Origin of the sequence: Candidatus Nanosynbacter sp. TM7-074, from assembly GCF_041006295.1 — a bacterium.
Lineage (GTDB): Bacteria > Patescibacteriota > Saccharimonadia > Saccharimonadales > Saccharimonadaceae > Nanosynbacter.
This window is the reverse complement of the sequence record NZ_CP158487.1, coordinates 119,635-137,092: the sequence shown is the minus strand read 5'-3', so window position 1 is coordinate 137,092 and position 17,458 is coordinate 119,635. Positions and strand designations below refer to the sequence as shown.

Annotated in this window: 12 protein-coding genes, 3 tRNA genes and 3 rRNA genes; 3 read left to right on the top strand and 15 right to left on the bottom strand. The window is 44.6% G+C overall.

The window, feature by feature from the left end:
• Positions 1-85: 85 nt before the first annotated feature.
• The 3 genes from infB to TM074_RS00715 form a co-directional block, all read right to left on the bottom strand.
• Positions 86-1,855: a translation initiation factor IF-2 gene (gene infB / locus TM074_RS00725; RefSeq protein WP_369000485.1), complete on the bottom strand. Its 1,770-nt coding sequence runs from the start codon at positions 1,853-1,855 to the stop codon at positions 86-88.
• Between the two features lie 49 nt (positions 1,856-1,904).
• The gene (locus tag TM074_RS00720; protein ID WP_369000484.1) at positions 1,905-2,978 is read right to left on the bottom strand and encodes a 30S ribosomal protein S1; all 1,074 of its coding nucleotides are present in this window, start codon (positions 2,976-2,978) and stop codon (positions 1,905-1,907) included.
• A 112-nt stretch (positions 2,979-3,090) separates the two neighbouring features.
• Positions 3,091-3,522, bottom strand: a complete 432-nt coding sequence (locus TM074_RS00715) for a hypothetical protein (protein ID WP_369000483.1) — start codon at positions 3,520-3,522, stop codon at positions 3,091-3,093.
• Between the two features lie 77 nt (positions 3,523-3,599).
• Between TM074_RS00715 and TM074_RS00710 the strand changes: the two genes are divergently transcribed.
• Positions 3,600-4,412, top strand: coding sequence for an ROK family protein (locus TM074_RS00710; RefSeq protein WP_369000482.1), 813 nt, complete (start codon positions 3,600-3,602; stop codon positions 4,410-4,412).
• Positions 4,369-4,848 (top strand): ImmA/IrrE family metallo-endopeptidase, encoded by a 480-nt coding sequence (locus TM074_RS00705; RefSeq protein WP_369000481.1) that lies wholly within the window; start codon positions 4,369-4,371, stop codon positions 4,846-4,848. Before TM074_RS00710 ends, TM074_RS00705 begins: the two co-directional genes overlap by 44 nt.
• Positions 4,849-4,887: 39 nt before the next feature.
• Here the strand turns inward: TM074_RS00705 and TM074_RS00700 are convergent, their stop codons facing one another.
• From TM074_RS00700 to TM074_RS00660, 9 genes are all read right to left on the bottom strand, one after another.
• Positions 4,888-5,097 (bottom strand): general stress protein, encoded by a 210-nt coding sequence (locus tag TM074_RS00700; RefSeq protein WP_039327966.1) that lies wholly within the window; start codon positions 5,095-5,097, stop codon positions 4,888-4,890.
• Between the two features lie 332 nt (positions 5,098-5,429).
• The gene (locus TM074_RS00695) at positions 5,430-6,146 is read right to left on the bottom strand and encodes a hypothetical protein (RefSeq protein ID WP_369000480.1); all 717 of its coding nucleotides are present in this window, start codon (positions 6,144-6,146) and stop codon (positions 5,430-5,432) included.
• Complete coding sequence (locus tag TM074_RS00690) at positions 6,143-6,874, bottom strand: DUF3152 domain-containing protein (RefSeq protein ID WP_369000479.1); 732 nt, start codon at positions 6,872-6,874, stop codon at positions 6,143-6,145. Before TM074_RS00690 ends, TM074_RS00695 begins: the two co-directional genes overlap by 4 nt.
• Positions 6,875-6,959: 85 nt before the next feature.
• Positions 6,960-7,068 (bottom strand): 5S ribosomal RNA (gene rrf, locus TM074_RS00685).
• Positions 7,069-7,253: 185 nt separating this feature from the next.
• Positions 7,254-10,373: ribosomal RNA gene (locus TM074_RS00680) — 23S ribosomal RNA — on the bottom strand.
• Positions 10,374-10,643: 270 nt separating this feature from the next.
• Positions 10,644-11,783: a dihydroorotate dehydrogenase (quinone) gene (gene pyrD, locus TM074_RS00675; protein ID WP_369000478.1), complete on the bottom strand. Its 1,140-nt coding sequence runs from the start codon at positions 11,781-11,783 to the stop codon at positions 10,644-10,646.
• A gap of 61 nt (positions 11,784-11,844) precedes the next feature.
• Positions 11,845-11,921 (bottom strand) — tRNA-Val (locus tag TM074_RS00670).
• Positions 11,922-11,943: 22 nt separating this feature from the next.
• A tRNA-Ile gene (locus TM074_RS00665) sits at positions 11,944-12,020 on the bottom strand.
• 51 nt (positions 12,021-12,071) lie between these two features.
• Positions 12,072-12,148 (bottom strand) — tRNA-Ala (locus TM074_RS00660).
• Between the two features lie 64 nt (positions 12,149-12,212).
• Between TM074_RS00660 and TM074_RS00655 the strand changes: the two genes are divergently transcribed.
• Positions 12,213-12,452, top strand: coding sequence for a hypothetical protein (locus TM074_RS00655; protein WP_369000477.1), 240 nt, complete (start codon positions 12,213-12,215; stop codon positions 12,450-12,452).
• Between the two features lie 286 nt (positions 12,453-12,738).
• Here TM074_RS00655 and TM074_RS00650 read toward each other — a convergent pair.
• The 3 genes from TM074_RS00650 to gyrA form a co-directional block, all read right to left on the bottom strand.
• Positions 12,739-14,309: ribosomal RNA gene (locus TM074_RS00650) — 16S ribosomal RNA — on the bottom strand.
• A gap of 213 nt (positions 14,310-14,522) precedes the next feature.
• Positions 14,523-14,954 carry a divergent PAP2 family protein gene (locus TM074_RS00645; RefSeq protein WP_369000476.1) on the bottom strand — a complete coding sequence of 144 codons (432 nt, stop codon included), beginning with the start codon at positions 14,952-14,954 and terminating at the stop codon, positions 14,523-14,525.
• Between the two features lie 2 nt (positions 14,955-14,956).
• On the bottom strand, positions 14,957-17,455 hold the full coding sequence (gyrA, locus tag TM074_RS00640) for a DNA gyrase subunit A (protein ID WP_369000475.1): 2,499 nt from the start codon (positions 17,453-17,455) through the stop codon (positions 14,957-14,959).
• Between the last annotated feature and the right edge of the window lie 3 nt (positions 17,456-17,458).

Here is a 17,458-nt window from a genome sequence, read left to right as displayed (position 1 = left end):
CCTCCTTTTCTTTCTTCTATATACATATGTTTAAATTATACCAGTAACAATAAGATATTGCTAACTACAGCTACCTTACAGAACACTATCTCAAAGTCTTCTTCACCAATTCCCTAGTAAAGAATTCTAACCTATCACCAATCTCCAAGGTCATCTTTTTCTTAGTCCTAAGACTTAATCCACACATTTCACCCTCAAAGACCTCCTTGGCCTCCTGTTGTTGACGCTGAACCGAAGAGACTTCAACTTCAGCAATCTGCTCTTTACCTCGCTTAACCCGCGCTAACAAATCTTTAGATACCTTACCACGAGTCACTTCACCACCAGCAATTATCTCTTCACGCATCGTCCTGAAAACACCCTTAACTTCCAGCTCACCAATCTCTGTCTCAACAACTTCCGGCGCCAATAGGGCTTCCATTGAGGCCTTAGCATCATCCAATAGCTCATAGATGACTTTAAAGATTCGTACCTCTACGTGCTCGCGCATCGCCAAACGCTTAACCGCTGGCGGCAGATCGATATTAAATCCATAAATCACCGTATTTTCACCAACCGCCAAATGGATATCATTTTCAGAAATATTACCCACACCCGTGCCAACGACATGCAACTCAACCTCGCCATTTGTATCAATCAATTTCAAACTATCGACTACCGAGGTTACCGAACCCTGAACGTCAGCCTTAACAATAACATTAAACTCTTCCGCGTCATGCTTTCGATTCATCATCTTAAGGATGTCTGCGCCAGTAACATTAGTAGTAGCTGCCATTTTCTCTTGCTCAATTTTCGCTTTTTGCGCCAAATTACGAGCCTCTTTCTCGCTCTTTGCAATCTTGAAACCGTCACCAAATTGCGGCAATTCCTTAAATCCGGTCATATTAACTGGCATGCTTGGACCAGCATCCTTCACTGCCTTACCGCGAAAATCTTGAAGAGTTCTAACTCGTCCGTAAGCCGTACCAGCCACCAAGTAATGACCCGGTCTTAGGTGTCCGTTTTCCACCAATAGACCGACAACAGCACCACGTCCAGTTTCCATATGAGCCTCAATAACTAGACCTTCAGCCGGCACATCCTCGTCTGCGCGCAAATCTTCCATATCTGCCACCAGTAAGACCATGTCTAACAATTTATCTAGACCCTGACCAGTTTTGGCGCTAACTTCAACCATAACTGTATCACCACCCCATTCTTCAGGATTCAAGCCATGCTCAGAAGCCAGCTGAGTCTTCACCAACTGTGGATTAGCGGCTTCCTTATCAATTTTATTAATTGCTACAACAATTTTAGCATTAGCTGAACGAGCAAATCGAATAGCCTCAACGGTCTGCGGCTTAACGCCGTCATCAGCCGCCACCACGATAATGACCACATCCGTTAAGGTTGCGCCGTGCTGCCTTAATGCCGCAAAAGCTTCATGCCCCGGCGTGTCTAGTAATGTAATCATTCGGTCGTTACGCTGAGCTTGATAGGCACTAATATGCTGAGTAATTCCACCAGCCTCACCTTCAACTGTCTTTTTATCCAAAATAGCATCAAGTAGACTAGTCTTGCCGTGATCGACATGTCCCATTACAGCCACAATCGGTGGGCGAGGCACTGCCTTATCCGATAATTTACGTGTATGATGCTTAATTTCCGAAGACGCAGCTTTAAGCTTTAACTGCACATCCAAGCCTAATTCTTCAACAATAATTTGCGCTGTTTCAAAATCTATTCGCTGATTGATTGTTGCAGCAATCCCGTTCTTAAACAATTCACCAATCAGCGTAGTTACTGACAGCCCCAGAGTCTCGGCTAATTCGCCAACCGTTACCGAATCCGCAATATTGACGATTTTTTCTGCCATAATAAGCTCCTCTCACCTCTGGGCGTAACTACGCTTCAGGGGATTTGTATTATTTTTTCTTTGATTTGCCAAGCGAAAGAGAAATCTTGCGATTTTCTTTATCAATATCCAAAACCGTAAATTCTTTGCGCTCATTTAAGGTGAACACCTTTTCAGGATCAGTACCATCACCGCCCAGTTCTGAAACATGTACTAGCGCCTCAACTGCTGGACTCAACTGCACAAATGCACCAAATGGAGTTATACGAGTTACTGTTCCTTCAACTTTTTCACCAGGTTTGAACTGCTCAACCTCATCCAACCATGGGTCTTTGGTCAACTGCTTCATACTTAGGCTTAGACGCTCTTTGTCAATTGCGATAATCTTAGCCTCGATAGTTTGACCAACCTTCACATAATCAGATGGATTATTGACACGCTCCCAGCTAATTTCTGAGATGTGAATCAAACCTTCAATACCTTCAACATTGACAAACACACCGAAATCCACAACACCAGTAACCACACCCTTAACCGTGTCACCAATTGCTAATTTCTGGAATCGCTCTGCCAGACCCTCTTTAACAGCCTCTTTCTCAGAGAAAATCAGTTTATTAGCCTTACGGTCAGCATCTAAGATTCGCGCCTTAATGTCTTTCTTTACCAAGCCGTTCAATCGCTGCAAGATTTCATCCTTGTCGCTAGAACCTACACGAGGATAGTGTTCAGCTGACAACTGTGATACTGGCAAGAATCCGCGAATACCTTCGTATTCCACAAGTAGTCCACCACGGTTAGCGTCGTACGGTACGACAGTGATGATTTCACCAGATTCTAATTTAGCAGCTATCTCATCCCAGCCGCGATCCTTCGCCGCCTTGCGTAGTGATAGTAGAGAATAGCCATCTTCCAGTTCAGAATCAATCACACTAGCGATAACTGAATCGCCAACATTGTAGCTTTTTGAAAGGCTAACTTCACGGCGTGGCACCAAACCAACACCCAAAGGCCCTAAATCGATTAAAATTTCGTGTTTCTTAACTGATAAAACAGTACCGTCGATAGTTTCACCGACTGTAATCTGCTTAACATTATCGCCTGCTTGCGCCAGCAGGTCGTCCATTGTAATTTTGGCATCTGCCATAAGTCTTCTAAAGACCCCTTCCTTAAAATTGATATTGCTCTTCAGAGACACCATAAAAAACATCTCCGTAGATCGTGATAATTATATCACAACAGATAGACGCAAGTCAAAGCTACGCCAGATAGCGAGACCGATAATAAGCAGTTATCAGAAACGCCAGGGTGCCGGCAGCAAACACCGAAACTGCCAAATCCTCAGGGCCAGTTTTCGGCAGATCCTTACCAGACTTTACAGATGGCTGAGCTGGACCCTTATCTACCGATGAGGATTTAGTATCTTCGGTCTTAACATCGGAGCGAGCCTCCCCTCGACCGCCTGACTTACTATCAGCACCCTGCTTATTTGGTTGCTGCTGCGCACTACTGCCTTGTGAATCTTTTTTATCCTTCTTTTCTGTCGCTACTAAATCGCTAGAAATAGGCGATGTGTTCTGCGATAAAGTATTTTGTCTAATTGTGTATAACACTACTAAAGACGCCACTACTAAAATAGCGCCAACTGCCACAAAAACACCAATAGATCCAGCTTGATTTGTCCTCTTCATTACACATTCTCCACTCAAATTTTCTTTATTATATCATAATAGTCCCTTATTAGTAAAACTACTGTTATAATAGATATATGATTATTGGCGTTGACACGGGCGGTACCAAAACACTAGTAGCAAACTTCAATAAAGAAGGCGCTCCTGGGCAAATTATTAAATTTCCTACACCCAAGGATATTAATCAATATATTCAGCGCGTGGCTAATCAAATTCGCCTTATCGCAGACGACCAGTCAATTGAGACTATATCCGTAGCTATACCCGGCGTGGTGCGTGACGGGGTGGCCATTTGGTGTCAAAATTTAGGCTGGAATAATCAACCAATTAGCCAATTATTTTCCGAGCAGTTCCCTATGGCTAAAATAATTATCGCCAACGACGCCAATATGGCAGGCCTAGCGACCATGCGACGGCTACAAACAGTCCCCAGATGTGGGCTATATATAACACTTGGCACCGGTGTCGGCACCTCTCTTATCCTTAATGGCAATCTGCATAAATCGCTCAACGACTGCGAAGGCGGACATATGGCCTTAAATTACCAAGGAAAAGCTACGACCTGGGAAGAAATTGCTGCCACAAGAGTACTGGGAGAACTGCTTGGTGAATTATCATCAGAAACACCAGCCGAAGTCTGGGAGGAAGTTGCAGACAGGATAAAAGCAGGCCTGCAGCCACTTATTGCCTTCGTTCAACCAGACGTAGTTGCCATAGGTGGCAGTATAGGACCGTTTGTCCCTTATTTTTTGCATACATTAAATGGGCTTTTAGCAGAAAGTTTACCAGCAGCTATATCTGTTCCAAAAATTATAAGCGCCCCCAACCCGGAAGAAATTGTACTATATGGATGTTACGACAATGTCGCTAGTCAGCATAGCCAAAATTAAACACGATTTTCCAGATCTAAACTTCGAGAAAGGCGAGGCCTTTTTTTGGAACCCTAATTCACGAACAATTTATTACGAAAAATTATTGTCTAAACAAGATTTAATGCAGCTATTGCATGAGATTGCCCACGCCAAGCTTGACCATAAAAACTATCAACGAGACGTCCAGCTTATTGACATAGAAAGGTCAGCATGGGAATACGCGATTAACAACTTAGCTCCAAAATATAGCTTAAAACTCAACATGGACGATTCTGCTATTCAGGAATTTCTAGATAGTTATCGAGATTGGCTACATAAGCGAAGCCTCTGTCCTCAATGTGATGCTGTAGGATTGCAGAAGGACAATGCAACGTATCGATGCCTAAGTTGCAATACAGAATGGAGAGTCAATCAGGCAAAATCCTGTCAGCTCAAACGCTACCAAATAAAATAAGCCCCCTACGGAGGCTAATTTTAAGAGATTGGAGCGGTCTTATTCTGCAGTTTTTTGTACGGTCTTCTTCGTACGGCGTGAAATGCGTCCGCCCTTAGCGCCAGCGATGCGAGCCAAAGCTGGGTTTGCAGCAAAGCCACCAGTTCGACCATTTTTACCGCCCTTGCGTCCAATTTTTGCATAAAAATCTGGATCACGAGCTAGATTTTTTTGAGCAGCCTTTAAGCCGCCAGCCTTTGTTCCTGCCATGGAAACGTTTTCCTCCGTTTTAAAAAAGATTTCCACATAAAATCCATGGAAACCCTCACCTTTATATATCACACATGGTATGTGTTATGTTCATATACTAGCATATTGTTAATACTTTGTCAATATTTACATAAGTTGTTTTTATTGTGAATAAAATATTGCGTTTCGTTAACGCATTAGCTATACTAATAAAGTCAGTTACTGACGGCACCTGTTGGAGCTTTAGAAATTATGAGTTCCACCACAAAAATTCTCGTTTTCTGCGAGATTCGAGAAGAAAAATACCCCTAGTCATAAAGGGGTATTTTTTACTTATATAAGCCCTATATCTTCTAGAAACCTTTGAGAAGATTATCTATCCTAGACTGCGCCTCTTGCGTTAGCTCATTTTGCATGCCAATTAGAGAATTAATAGCTACAGTCATTTTGTCCTTAGCTATAGTAAATTGACCACTGTCTTTCTTCTCTTCAGCAAGCTTCAAATCACGCACAGACAGCAAAATAGCGTCAATCCTCTCAGCCGCTAGCTTGCGTAACTTAGCCTCATTCTTGCCGGATTCTATCTTATTCTTTACGCCCGACCACCCCTTTTCAATAGACGTAAAATCATTCGGTTGATACTTAGCAAGCTTGCCAGATAGTGTATCAATTTCATCGCTTAATTCTTTATCAAACTGCATAAAATCAATGATTTTATCAATATTATGCGCAATGCTTTGGGTAGCCTCCATTGACTCCTGGCAATCTGTCTTATACTTTTTAAACTTATTATTAATATTCTCTTGCCATGATACTAAAAACACCACATTGCAGTCATTAACTCTACTCTTTAAATTAACTGAATATTCACTAAGTTTTTCAATGGATACTTTATCCTTTTGTAACTTAGAAAATATCGAAGCCCTCTTCTCGTTAGTATTTTTTGTCACATACTGGATATTCTCCCAAGATTTCCAGCTAACAAATCCATATGCCAAAATAATCACTAGATTCACAAGACCAATGATAATAGCAATTTTAATTCGACGCCGATCCTGAAGTATTTTCATAGTCCTATCCCCAGTGTCGTCGACCACAGTTCACTATCAAGCGGCCACGGATTGAACGCACACCCCTGAAGATCAATCGACTGCTGTTGCATAACCGCCGCTGGATTATTTGCGCCAGAACAGTTCAGATGACCATGCCCCAGCCAATGTCCAACTTCATGATTAATCACCATATGTCTATAATTACGCATATCACCGCCCGCATTATTCCAAGCTATAGTCGCACCAGACCACCGATTATCGTTTATAATTACAGACTTACCCACTCGACAGCTCCACTCCGCATCACAACCCGACGAAAATGTCGGCAATAATTCTGCTTGGGATAAAACCAAATCAAAATCGCCACCAGATGTTACTTCCCGAAAAACAACCCCCATTCGCGACCAGCCCCTAGAATCATTTAACGTTTCGCTAACCTGTTTGGAAAATTCAACTAAATTTGAACGGACATTACCCTTGGTGGATATTGTATAACTTACTTCTTTTTTGACGGCTGATTTTATTTTTTTAGCAGATTGAGAACTAGAGTGCCAGCTCGGTGTTTCTATACTCGGTAATTTAAGAGAAGCTAGGGATGATGGAGATCTCATTTCAGCCAAAATCTTAGCGCTAACAACCCTTTTCGCTTCAGTTTTAGCATCTTTAGGTACTGACGCATTGATAACTGGCGTCAAAGCAATTGCAGTCGCCACACCGCCAGTAGCCACCCTACATACTATACACATGCTTATATTTTATCACTCCCCAAAACATACCACAAACATTTTAAAACAAAGAAGAAAGCCACCCTATTAGGATGGCTTTCTTATAATTCGGCACCGTGCTAGTTTCCCACTTTCGCAGTATAATCGCCGCTGGGGAGCTTAACTTCTGTGTTCGGAACGAGAACAGGTGTTTCCTCCTCGCCATGGGCACCGAAGGAGGGGGTTTAAAGCGCTTGGTTCCACATATACTCGCGTGGTGGGCCAAACCCCTTTCTTCGATGTCCAAATATCAGCACGGAATTGATTTTTAATTGACTGGCACTAGTTGAAAAGCACCAATTACTAGTCAAGTCTACCTTATCCGTAATGTTTATGCAAGCATAAACTCCACAGACAAGGACATAAAAAGGCAATGGGACTATTAGTACGCTTTAGCTCCATGCATTGCTGCACTTCCACCTTGCGCCTATCAAACAGATAGTCTTTCTGTGTCCTCATAGGGAAACCTTATCTTGAGGTTAGTTTCGCGCTTAATATGCTTTCAGCGCTTATCTAGTCCGCACATAGCTACTCGACAATGCAGCAGGTGGCCACAATCGATACACCAGAGGTGCGTCCGCCCCGGTCCTCTCGTACTAGGGGTAGATCCTCTCAAGTTTCCTATCGTCCATACCGGATATAAACCGAACTGTCTCACGACGTTCTGAACCCAGCTCGCGTACCACTTTAATCGGCGAACAGCCGAACCCTTGGAAGGTGCTCCCCCTCCAGGATGTGATGAGCCGACATCGAGGTGCCAAACAGCGCCGTCTATGTGAACTATTGGGCGCTATAAGCCTGTTATCCCCAGGGTAACTTTTATCCGTTTGCGCTGTCGATCCCACATTCATGTACAAATGTACGTACAGCGGATCACTTGCTCCGACTTTCGTCTCTGATTGGAATGTACTCCTCACAGTCAAGCTGGCTTATGCGCATACACTATCACTTCGATTTCCATCCGAAGTTAGCCAACCTTTGAACGCCTCCGCTACTCTTTAGGAGGCAACCGCCCCAGTTAAACTACCCACCATACACGGTCCGCTAACCGGATAACGGTCAGCGTGAGAACACAATCACAACAAGGGTGGTATTTCACTTGGTGACTCCACAAATACTGGCGTATCTGCTTCAACGTCTCCCACCTATGCTACACATGTTGAAACCGTATTCAATGTAAAGCTGTAGTAAAGCTCCATGGGGTCTTTTCGTCCTGGTACGGACAGACGGCATCTTTACCGCCAATGCACTTTCACCGAGTCCTTCGCTGAGACAGTGCCCACATGATTACTCCATTCGTGCGGGTCAGAACTTACCTGACAAGGAATTTCGCTACCTTAGGACGGTTATAGTTACCGCCGCCATTGACTAGGGCTTCAGTTCGCACCGTGAAGCGCTCCCCTTAACCTTCCAGCATTGGGCAGGAGTCAGCCCCTATACATCCACTTTCGTGTTAGCAGAGACCTGTGTTTTTGATAAACAGTTCCGTGGGCTCTTTTGCTGCGGCCCCCACATCGTTAGATGCCAGAGATTCGCGTTCAAAAGAACAGTTTGTTTGCTCTATCTCAGAAAATTCGTTTTGTGATTAAAAATGTACTCTTTAACCTATTATTCACTGAGTGAACGCGGCTGATATCCACCGAAGTGGGGGCAGACCTTATCCCGAAGTTACGGTCGCTGTATTGCCGAGTTCCTTAGCGAAGGTTCGCTCGTAAGCCTGAGTCTACTCGACTCGAGCACCTGTGTTGGTTTGCGGTACGGGCGGCTAAGTCCACGCGTACACCTGCTTTTCTAGCCAGGGCTTTCACCAAAATCGCGACTCCGAAGAATCACTTTCACTCCCTTTGCGTTCCCGCTCGGTTGGACGGATAAACCATGAATCCGCTTCGATTACTTCCCCGTGAACAGTGTACAAAACTTAACCGGTTCAGGAATATTAACCTGATGTCCATCGCCTACGCTCTGCGCCTCGGCTTAGGCCCGACTAACCCTGAGATGATTACCATGGCTCAGGAAACCTTGCTCTTACGGCCGAGAGGATTCTCACCTCTCTTATGGTTACTCATTCCAGCATTCTCACTTCCTACCGCTCCACCGAACCTTCCGATTCGACTTCACCGCTGATAGGAACGCTCCTCTACCACGCCAGATAAATCTGACATCCATATCTTCGGTATAACGTTTTAGCCCCGTTACATTTTCCACGCAAGATCTCTTGACTAGTGAGCTGTTACGCACTCTTTAAATGAATGGCTGCTTCTAAGCCAACATCCTAGCTGTTTAAGAAATCTCACCTTGTTTCCCACTGAACGTTAATTTAGGGACCTTAGATGATGGTCTGGGCTGTTTCCCTTTCGAGCACCGATCTTAGCACCGATGTTCTAACTGCCGTGGTTACACACATGGTATTCGTAGTTTGTTAAGGGTGGGTACAGTTGCCCGCCCCAGTCCTTTACAGAGCTCTACCCCCATGTGCTACTAACACAACGCTAGCCCTAAAGCTATTTCGAGGAGAACCAGCTATCTCCGAGTTCGATTGGCATTTCACCGCTAACCACAAGTCATCCAAACACTTTGCTGCGTATCCTGGTTCGGTCCTCCACCACCTGTTACAGTGGCTTCAACCTGCTCATGGTTAGGTCACCCGGTTTCGGGTCTAATCCTTACAACTAAACGCCCTATTCAGGCTCGCTTTCACTGTGGCTCCGTCAATTGACTTAACCTCGCTGTAAAAATTAACTCGCTGGATCGTTCTACAAAAAGCACGCCGTCACCGGACAAGCCGGCTCCGACTCCTTGTAGGCACTAAATTTCAGGATCTATTTCACTCCCCTCCCGGGGTTCTTTTCACCTTTCCATCGCTGTACTAATTCACTATCGATCGTATACTATATTTAGCCTTGGCTGGTGGTCCAGCCAGATTCAAACAGGGTTTCTCGTGCCCCGTCCTACTCGATAAAACATACATAAGGTCAGCGTCGTTTTCGCGTACACGGCTTTCACGCTCTTTGGCTAGTCATTCAAACTATTCTGCTAACCACGCCATTTTCTTACCTTACTACCAGTTGATAGCCTGGTATCGCAAATCAGATACCTTCAAATTGCTCTGAAGTTCTCTGACTTGGTCATATGTAATATCACAACCCCTTATAAGTATTCGTCTATCAACTTATTTGCCTAAATAAATAGGCAAAAACTTAAAAGGTTTGGGCTGTTGCGATTTCGCTCGCCACTACTTTCGCAATCGTTATTTACTTTCTCTTCCTCATCCTACTAAGATGTTTCAGTTCAGATGGTTCCCGCTCGCTTGCCTATGTGTTCAGCAAGTGGCAACATGACATGACTCATGCTGGGTTTCCCCATTCGGAAATCCCCGGATCAAAGCTTGTTGACAGCTTCCCGAGGCTTATCGCAGTCTTCCACGTCCTTCATCGGTAATATACGTCTAGGCATCCATTTAGTGCCCTTGAGTACCTTTTTATGCATTGACTTAACTAGTAGTTGCTACTTTGCAATTACTATTACCGTCAATTAAAAACTCAATTTCTTTTACTCTCAAATTGTTAATGATCAGTGCCTCACACTTTGAGTGCACAATTGATTAGTCAAGAATTTGACACATCTATCTACACTCGATTAATTTTTTCACTGCCCTCGCACGTTCTGCAGTGTATCGCCAGAGGTTCATTTGAACATTCGCGTAACTAGTAATTAACTATACAGCAGCTGAAGTTGTTTTGCAAGAGTTTTTTTAAAGTTTTTTCAACTTTTTTGGCTTTTTCTTAAAATCCGCACCAACCGCCTCAGAAATGCTAGAAAAACCATCGTTTTTTAGTAATTTTACTAGCTCACGATTTGCCCGGCCAATCAGCTGCGGACCCTCAAAAAATAGCCCAGTAATCAAGCCGACTAGGCTAGCACCAGCCTTGATTTTAGCGTAGGCGTCTTCAGCCGAAAAAATTCCGCCCACACCGACGATTGTTAACTTATTACCGTAGTTTTTATAGGCATAGCGAATTAACTCAAGGCTATGTTTGCGCGTCGGCTCACCACTCAAACCACCACGTATTTCATCGGTCAACAGATCTTTTATCTCTACCCTAGTACGATCTTTTACTAAATTAGCTATAGTCACACCTTGAATATTATGCTTCACGATAACTTTTAGAAGCGAATCAAATTGATTAATGTCATATAGGTGTGGCATTTTTATCCAAAAAGTAATATTTCTATCTACAGCGTCAATCTCTTTTAGCAAAATCTCTAAAGTTTCTGGGTAAATAAATGGCTCCTTGCCGGCATTTGGACAAGATATATTAATTTCCACAATACTTGCCAATTTATTATCTATAATATAATTTACTGCCTTTTTTACGTCCTTAACTATATATTCTTCTGGAACTTTTGGTCCAAGTTTGTCCTTAGTAGATTTATTGGCAACAACCGCCACCGAGACAACTGTCGGCATTGATTGTATCTTAATCCGATTAGCTTTGACGTAATTACCTATCTTTTCTAATCCATAATTTGGCATACCCGCATACACTACCACAGACTTCGTCTTTGGCAAGCGATGAAACCACGGTCGTCGATTCCCCTTTCTCGGCTCTAGCGTCACCGACCCGCCTGAGGCAAAACCAAAACCGACATCCTCCATCAGTGGCGATAATTGAATATTCTTATCAAATCCAGCAGAAAGCCCAATTGGATTACAGAAATTAACACCGTCTATTTCCTGCTGAAGTAACTTGTCTTGAAAACTCAACATTTTACGGACAAACCACCTAGCTGGCGGCAAAGATTGTGCTACACGCCCGCAGAAAATAATTAGTTTGTGAGTTGCATCGGGGGACAATAGAAAAAGAACAGGCTTAATAAAACACTTATACATAACCTTTATTATACTTAAACGCACTAAAAAAAGAAAACTCACCACATTGGTGAGAAATACGTGGTGGGCGCTGAGGGGCTCGAACCCCCGACCCTCTCGGTGTAAACGAGATGCTCTAGCCAACTGAGCTAAGCGCCCATGCGATCAAAAAGATCATAAGTGGTGGGCGATGAGGGACTTGAACCTCCGACCTCGTCATTATCAGTGACGCGCTCTAACCAGCTGAGCTAATCGCCCTCATTGCAGTCTTGGTGGAGTGTCGTAGACGTAAGCCTACTTCACCCCATATGGTGGAGACACAGGGACTCGAACCCTGGACCCCCTGCTTGCAAAGCAGGTGCTCTAGCCAACTGAGCTATGTCCCCATTGCCAAGACTTTTTAATTGTACAGTATCTTTTTAATTATGACAAGTGTATAATTTAAATAATATGTTGTATCAATTTAGTTTTGGCGCATTATTTTTTGGAATTTTAATTATGGCAGCTGGTGGACTGGTCGTCATTTTTCATCAGAAATTAGCTGACAACCTAGGGGGTGGCGTCAGCAGTTACGAGCGCTTCAAATTCTGGGGACTCATAACCTGCGGGGTGGGATTTGTCATCATGCTCAGCCTACATACCATACCACTGAACTGGCTGCTAAATTCGCTCTTTGGTGGCGGCCTCTAGTAAAACCACACGCTCTTTAAGTGGCTAGATGTACTCAGCTGTTTTTCTATTAGTATATCCAGAAGAATCCCACCACACTCACATCACAAAAAAGCCCCTCATGAAGGGGCTTTTCTAGTTTAACAACTTGATTGTGCAATCCATCAATCGGCTTATCGTAGAGAAGGTTTTTGAACTTTGTCTCGTCCTCGAGAGGACTGTTGTAAATATGTAAGCTCAGCATATTTACGAGACCGACCTAGCTCAACTTGTGATTACTCGACAAGTTGGCATCTATTCTCCCTAGAAAGGAGGTAATCCATCCGCACCTTCCGGTACGGATACCTTGTTACGACTTAACCCCAATCATGCCCCCCACCTTAGGCCGACGAATCGGACTTCGGGTGTTGGTCACTTTCATGGTTTGACGGGCGGTGTGTACAAGACCCGGGAACGTATTCACCGCAACTTGCTGATTTGCGATTACTAGCGATTCCGACTTCATGGAGGCGAGTTTCAGCCTCCAATCCGAACTGGGACTAGCTTTGATGCGATTTGCTTCACCTCGCGGCTTCGCTGCGCATTGTACTAGCCATTGTATTACGTTTCTAGCCCAGGACGTAAGGGAAATACTGACCTGACATCATCCCCTCCTTCCTCCCCGTTACCGGGGCAGTCTGAATAGAAAAATACAACTATTCACAAGGGTTGCGCTCGTTGAAGGACTTAACCTAACATCTCACGACACGAGCTGACGACGGCCATGCATCACCTGTCACAGGGTTCCAAAAGGCACAGTCTACTTTCATAGACCTTCCCTGGATGTCAAGCCCTGGTAAGGTTCTTCGGTTATCATCGAATTAAAGAACATAATCCACCGCTTGTGCGGGTCCCCGTCAATTCCTTTATGTTTTAGCCTTGCGGCCGTACTCCACAGGCGGGATACTTAACGCGTTAGCTTCGCTACTGAAGGGGTCGATACCTCCAACAGCTAGTATCCATCGTTTACGGCGTGGACTACCCGGGTATCTAATCCGGTTCGCTCCCCACGCTTTCGTGCCTTAGCGTCAGAAATGGCCCAGTAACCTGCCTACGCCATCGGTGTTCCTTCTAATATCTACGGATTTCACTCCTACACTAGAAATTCCAGTTACCTCTACCACTCTCGAGTTTAACAGTTTGAATAATAGTCTGTATGGTTGAGCCACCAGGTTTCACTATTCACTTATTAAACCGCCTACGCAACTCTTTACGCCCAGTCACTCCGGATAATGCTTGCACCCTACGTATGACCGCGGCTGCTGGCACGTAGTTAGCCGGTGCTTATTCATGAGTTACCGTCATATTCTTCACTCATAAAAGAAGTTTACAACCCGAAGGCCTTCATCCTTCACGCGGCGTTGCTCCATCAGGCTTTCGCCCATTGTGGAAGATTCCTCACTGCTGCCTCCCGTAGGAGTCTGGACCGTGTCTCAGTTCCAGTCTGGCTGATCATCCTCTCAGACCAGCTATGGATCGTCGGCTTGGTAGGCCATTACCCTACCAACGACCTAATCCAACGCAGGCTTCTCCCAAAGCGGATAAATCCTTTAATCCGAAGACCATATGCGGTATTAGCTACCCTTTCGGGCAGTTATCCCTCACTTTGGGGCAAATTCCTACGCGTTACTCAGCCGTTCGCCGCTCGCCGGCATTCTGCACTATCAGTTTGAAATCACCCCAGACACTCATCTCTTTCGAAATGATGCGGCTGATTTCCCTTGGAAATCCCCGCGTCCAGGCTTCAAGTTGATAGTGCAGAACCCGCTGCCGCTCGACTTGCATGTGTTAGGCACGCCGCCAGCATTCATCCTGAGCCAGGATCAAACTCTCCGTTAAAAATCTACTTTGTATCAAAGTATTAAGGCTCTACAAAATATAAACTGACGATGATATTGCACAATCAAATTGTTAAGGTTCAATTTAAGCCGGCCTGAAGTATTAATTACTCCACTTTACAGATTGTAAAACGTTGCTTAACTCGCACTCCAGCAACCAGACTTAATACCAATCTTACCCTATCTAATTAGATAGGTCAATAGGTTTTCTTAATTATTTTGTTGCGAAAAACACAACAATAGCTACAACGGCGCCTATACTCGCTCCAGCAAGCACTTCTACAGGGGTATGACCATGAGCGACACGCAGTTTTTTTAGCTTGCTGCCCTGCTCCATAATTAACTTATTCAACGCTTCGCCCTGCATACCCGACGAATACCGGACCATCATGGCATCATACATTACAATAATAGACAACCAAACAGACAACCCAAAAACTGAGCTATTCAATCCGTCCTGTAGCCCCAAGAACACCGCCATCGACACAACAATCGCACTATGCGCACTCGGCATACCACCAGACAGCAGTATCTTCGGATTGGTATCGCCGCTAAATACTCGACGATTACGCCCCATAAGGTGAAAGACCTGCTTCAATCCCTGAGATATCACCCACGCGATTACTGGGACTACCAGAACTTTCATTGCTACTTGCCTTCATCCTGCGGACGATCCGCCATTAAACCAATCGACGATACAGCATCACCGTCAGACAAGCGCATAATTGTCACCCCCTGAGTAGTCCTGCCAAGCAGCTTAATGTCGCTCAGACTCAAACGAATCGTCTGACCATTCTGAGAGACCAACAGCGCCTCAGTCACCTCTGGATCAATAGTTTGTACAGATATAATCGGACCTGTCTTGGCAGTTACTACCGCAGCCTTTATGCCAACTCCGCCACGTTTATGACTTGGGAAATTAGAGACCTTAGTGCGCTTACCAAATCCCTTCTCACTAACAACCAGTAAAGTCTGATCATCGCCAGTAACAATATCCATACCGACAACAGAGTCATTTGGACGCAGTCTCACGCCACGAACGCCACGCGCCGATCGGCCCATTGGCCGCGTATCTTTTTCATTAAAGCGGATAGCCTGTCCTGCCGATGTAGATATGATTACGTCATTATCACCACTCGTTCTCTTTATCCAGCGCAGTTCATCGCCCTCATCAAGCTTAATGGCAATTAATCCATTTGTACGAACATTAGCATAATCTTTCACAGGAGTTTTCTTCACTGTACCTTTCTGTGTTGCCATGAAGAGATAGCCATCATCATTAGCGTTCTTTTCATGCTTGATGATTGCCGTTATTTTCTCTTCTGGCTGAAGTTGCAAGAGGTTTACCGCAGCAACACCCTTAGCGCTCAAACTTGCAGCTGGAACCTCGTAAGCCTTCAATCGGAAAATTCTACCCATATTAGTGAAGAACAGTAGATAGTCATGAGTACTTGCCTGAACCACCTGGTCGATAACATCCTCTTCCTTGGTTGTCATGCCACGCTTGCCCTTACCGCCACGGTTCTGCCTACGATAGTCGCTAACCAATGTTCGCTTAATATAATTCTCGCTAGTCAGCAAAATAACCGACTCCTCTTCTGGAATCAGCTCCTCGTCAGAGAACTTACCTAGCTCGTGATTGATAATTTTACTGCGCCGCTCATCACCATATTTGTCTTTCATAGCTAACAGCTCAGCTTTCACCACATTGAGGATTTCCTGTTCACTTGCCAAAATTGCTTCCAATTTCTTAATCAATTCATGAAGCTGCTTCAATTCGTCTTCAATTTTATCGCGTTCCAAACCCTGCAATCGTCGTAGCTGCATTGCCAAGATTGCTGCTGCTTGAATTTCAGAGAGGCCAAAGCGCTCCATCAATCGCTTGTCAGCATCGTCATAGCTCTCACGAATTGTCTTAATAACCTCATCAATATGATCAAGCGCAATCTTCAGACCTTCAAGAATATGAGCTCGCTCTTTAGCCTTACGCAGTTCAAACTCAGTCCTACGACGAATCACCCCTTGACGGTGCTTAATAAACTCCGCCAAAATCTCTTTTAGGCCCATCACCTTTGGCTGGATACCATTAACCAAGGCTAAGACGTTATAGTGGAATGATGTTTGTAACCCAGTTAATTTATACAGCTGGTTAAGAATCTTCTTTGGATAAGCATCCTTCTTTAACTCAACAACAACCCTAACCTTACCACGGGCACTTTCGTCTCGCGCATCAGCGATGTGGGTTATTTTCTTTGCCAAAACCAATTCCCGGACCTTATCAACAAACCCTTCCTTGCTCATGCCATAAGGAACTTCGGTGATAATAATACTATAGCGACCGTTTTTACGCTCTTCAATAGTCGCAACCGCCCTAATCGTTACCGATCCGCGCCCAGTCTCATAGGCTTGTCGCATTGGCGCACCGCCATACACCTCTGCGCCCGTTGGAAAATCAGGTCCCTTAATATGGGTTAGAAGTTCGTCAAGTGTAATCTCAGGATTATCTATCTGCGCCACCGTAGCATCAACGACCTCGCCAAGGTTGTGCGGTGGAATATTTGTCGCCATACCAACAGCAATACCCATCTGCCCATTCAGCAGAATATTCGGTACAGCAGACGGCAGAACTACTGGCTCCTTCTCCGTTCCGTCAAAGTTATCACGAAAATCAACCGTCTCTTTGTCAATATCAGCCAGCAACTCACCACCAACCTTATCCATTCGTGCTTCAGTATAGCGAGAAGCCGCCGGCTCATCTCCGTCCATAGAACCAAAGTTACCCTGACCTTCAACCAGCGTATAGCGCATTTTCCATGGCTGAGCCAAGTTCACCATAGCGTCATAAATCGAAGAATCACCGTGCGGATGATAATTACCCATAACTTCACCGACGATCTTGGCCGATTTAACGGTAGCATGAGGAGCGCGCCAACCATTTTTATTCATTGCGTATAAAATACGACGATTCACAGGCTTCAGTCCATCGCGCACATCAGGCAAAGCTCGATCAATAATAACCGACATGGAGTACTTTAAGAAGGAGTCCTCCATGACACTTTCAACTGTCGACTTCTCAATACCGCGAATTTCTGGCTCTTCGTTCAGAATTTCTGGTTCTACTATATTTTTATTATCGTTATCCGCCATATC

Bases quoted from the DNA above. Each gene is read 5' to 3' on its own strand.
- infB (WP_369000485.1), bottom strand. From the start codon at position 1,855: ATGGCAGAAAAAATCGTCAATATTGCGGATTCGGTAACGGTTGGCGAA.
- TM074_RS00720 (WP_369000484.1), bottom strand. From the start codon at position 2,978: ATGGCAGATGCCAAAATTACAATGGACGACCTGCTGGCGCAAGCAGGC.
- TM074_RS00715 (WP_369000483.1), bottom strand. From the start codon at position 3,522: ATGAAGAGGACAAATCAAGCTGGATCTATTGGTGTTTTTGTGGCAGTT.
- TM074_RS00710 (WP_369000482.1), top strand. From the start codon at position 3,600: ATGATTATTGGCGTTGACACGGGCGGTACCAAAACACTAGTAGCAAAC.
- TM074_RS00705 (WP_369000481.1), top strand. From the start codon at position 4,369: ATGGATGTTACGACAATGTCGCTAGTCAGCATAGCCAAAATTAAACAC.
- TM074_RS00700 (WP_039327966.1), bottom strand. From the start codon at position 5,097: ATGGCAGGAACAAAGGCTGGCGGCTTAAAGGCTGCTCAAAAAAATCTA.
- TM074_RS00695 (WP_369000480.1), bottom strand. From the start codon at position 6,146: ATGAAAATACTTCAGGATCGGCGTCGAATTAAAATTGCTATTATCATT.
- TM074_RS00690 (WP_369000479.1), bottom strand. From the start codon at position 6,874: ATGTGTATAGTATGTAGGGTGGCTACTGGCGGTGTGGCGACTGCAATT.
- pyrD (WP_369000478.1), bottom strand. From the start codon at position 11,783: ATGTATAAGTGTTTTATTAAGCCTGTTCTTTTTCTATTGTCCCCCGAT.
- TM074_RS00655 (WP_369000477.1), top strand. From the start codon at position 12,213: ATGTTGTATCAATTTAGTTTTGGCGCATTATTTTTTGGAATTTTAATT.
- TM074_RS00645 (WP_369000476.1), bottom strand. From the start codon at position 14,954: ATGAAAGTTCTGGTAGTCCCAGTAATCGCGTGGGTGATATCTCAGGGA.
- gyrA (WP_369000475.1), bottom strand. From the start codon at position 17,455: ATGGCGGATAACGATAATAAAAATATAGTAGAACCAGAAATTCTGAAC.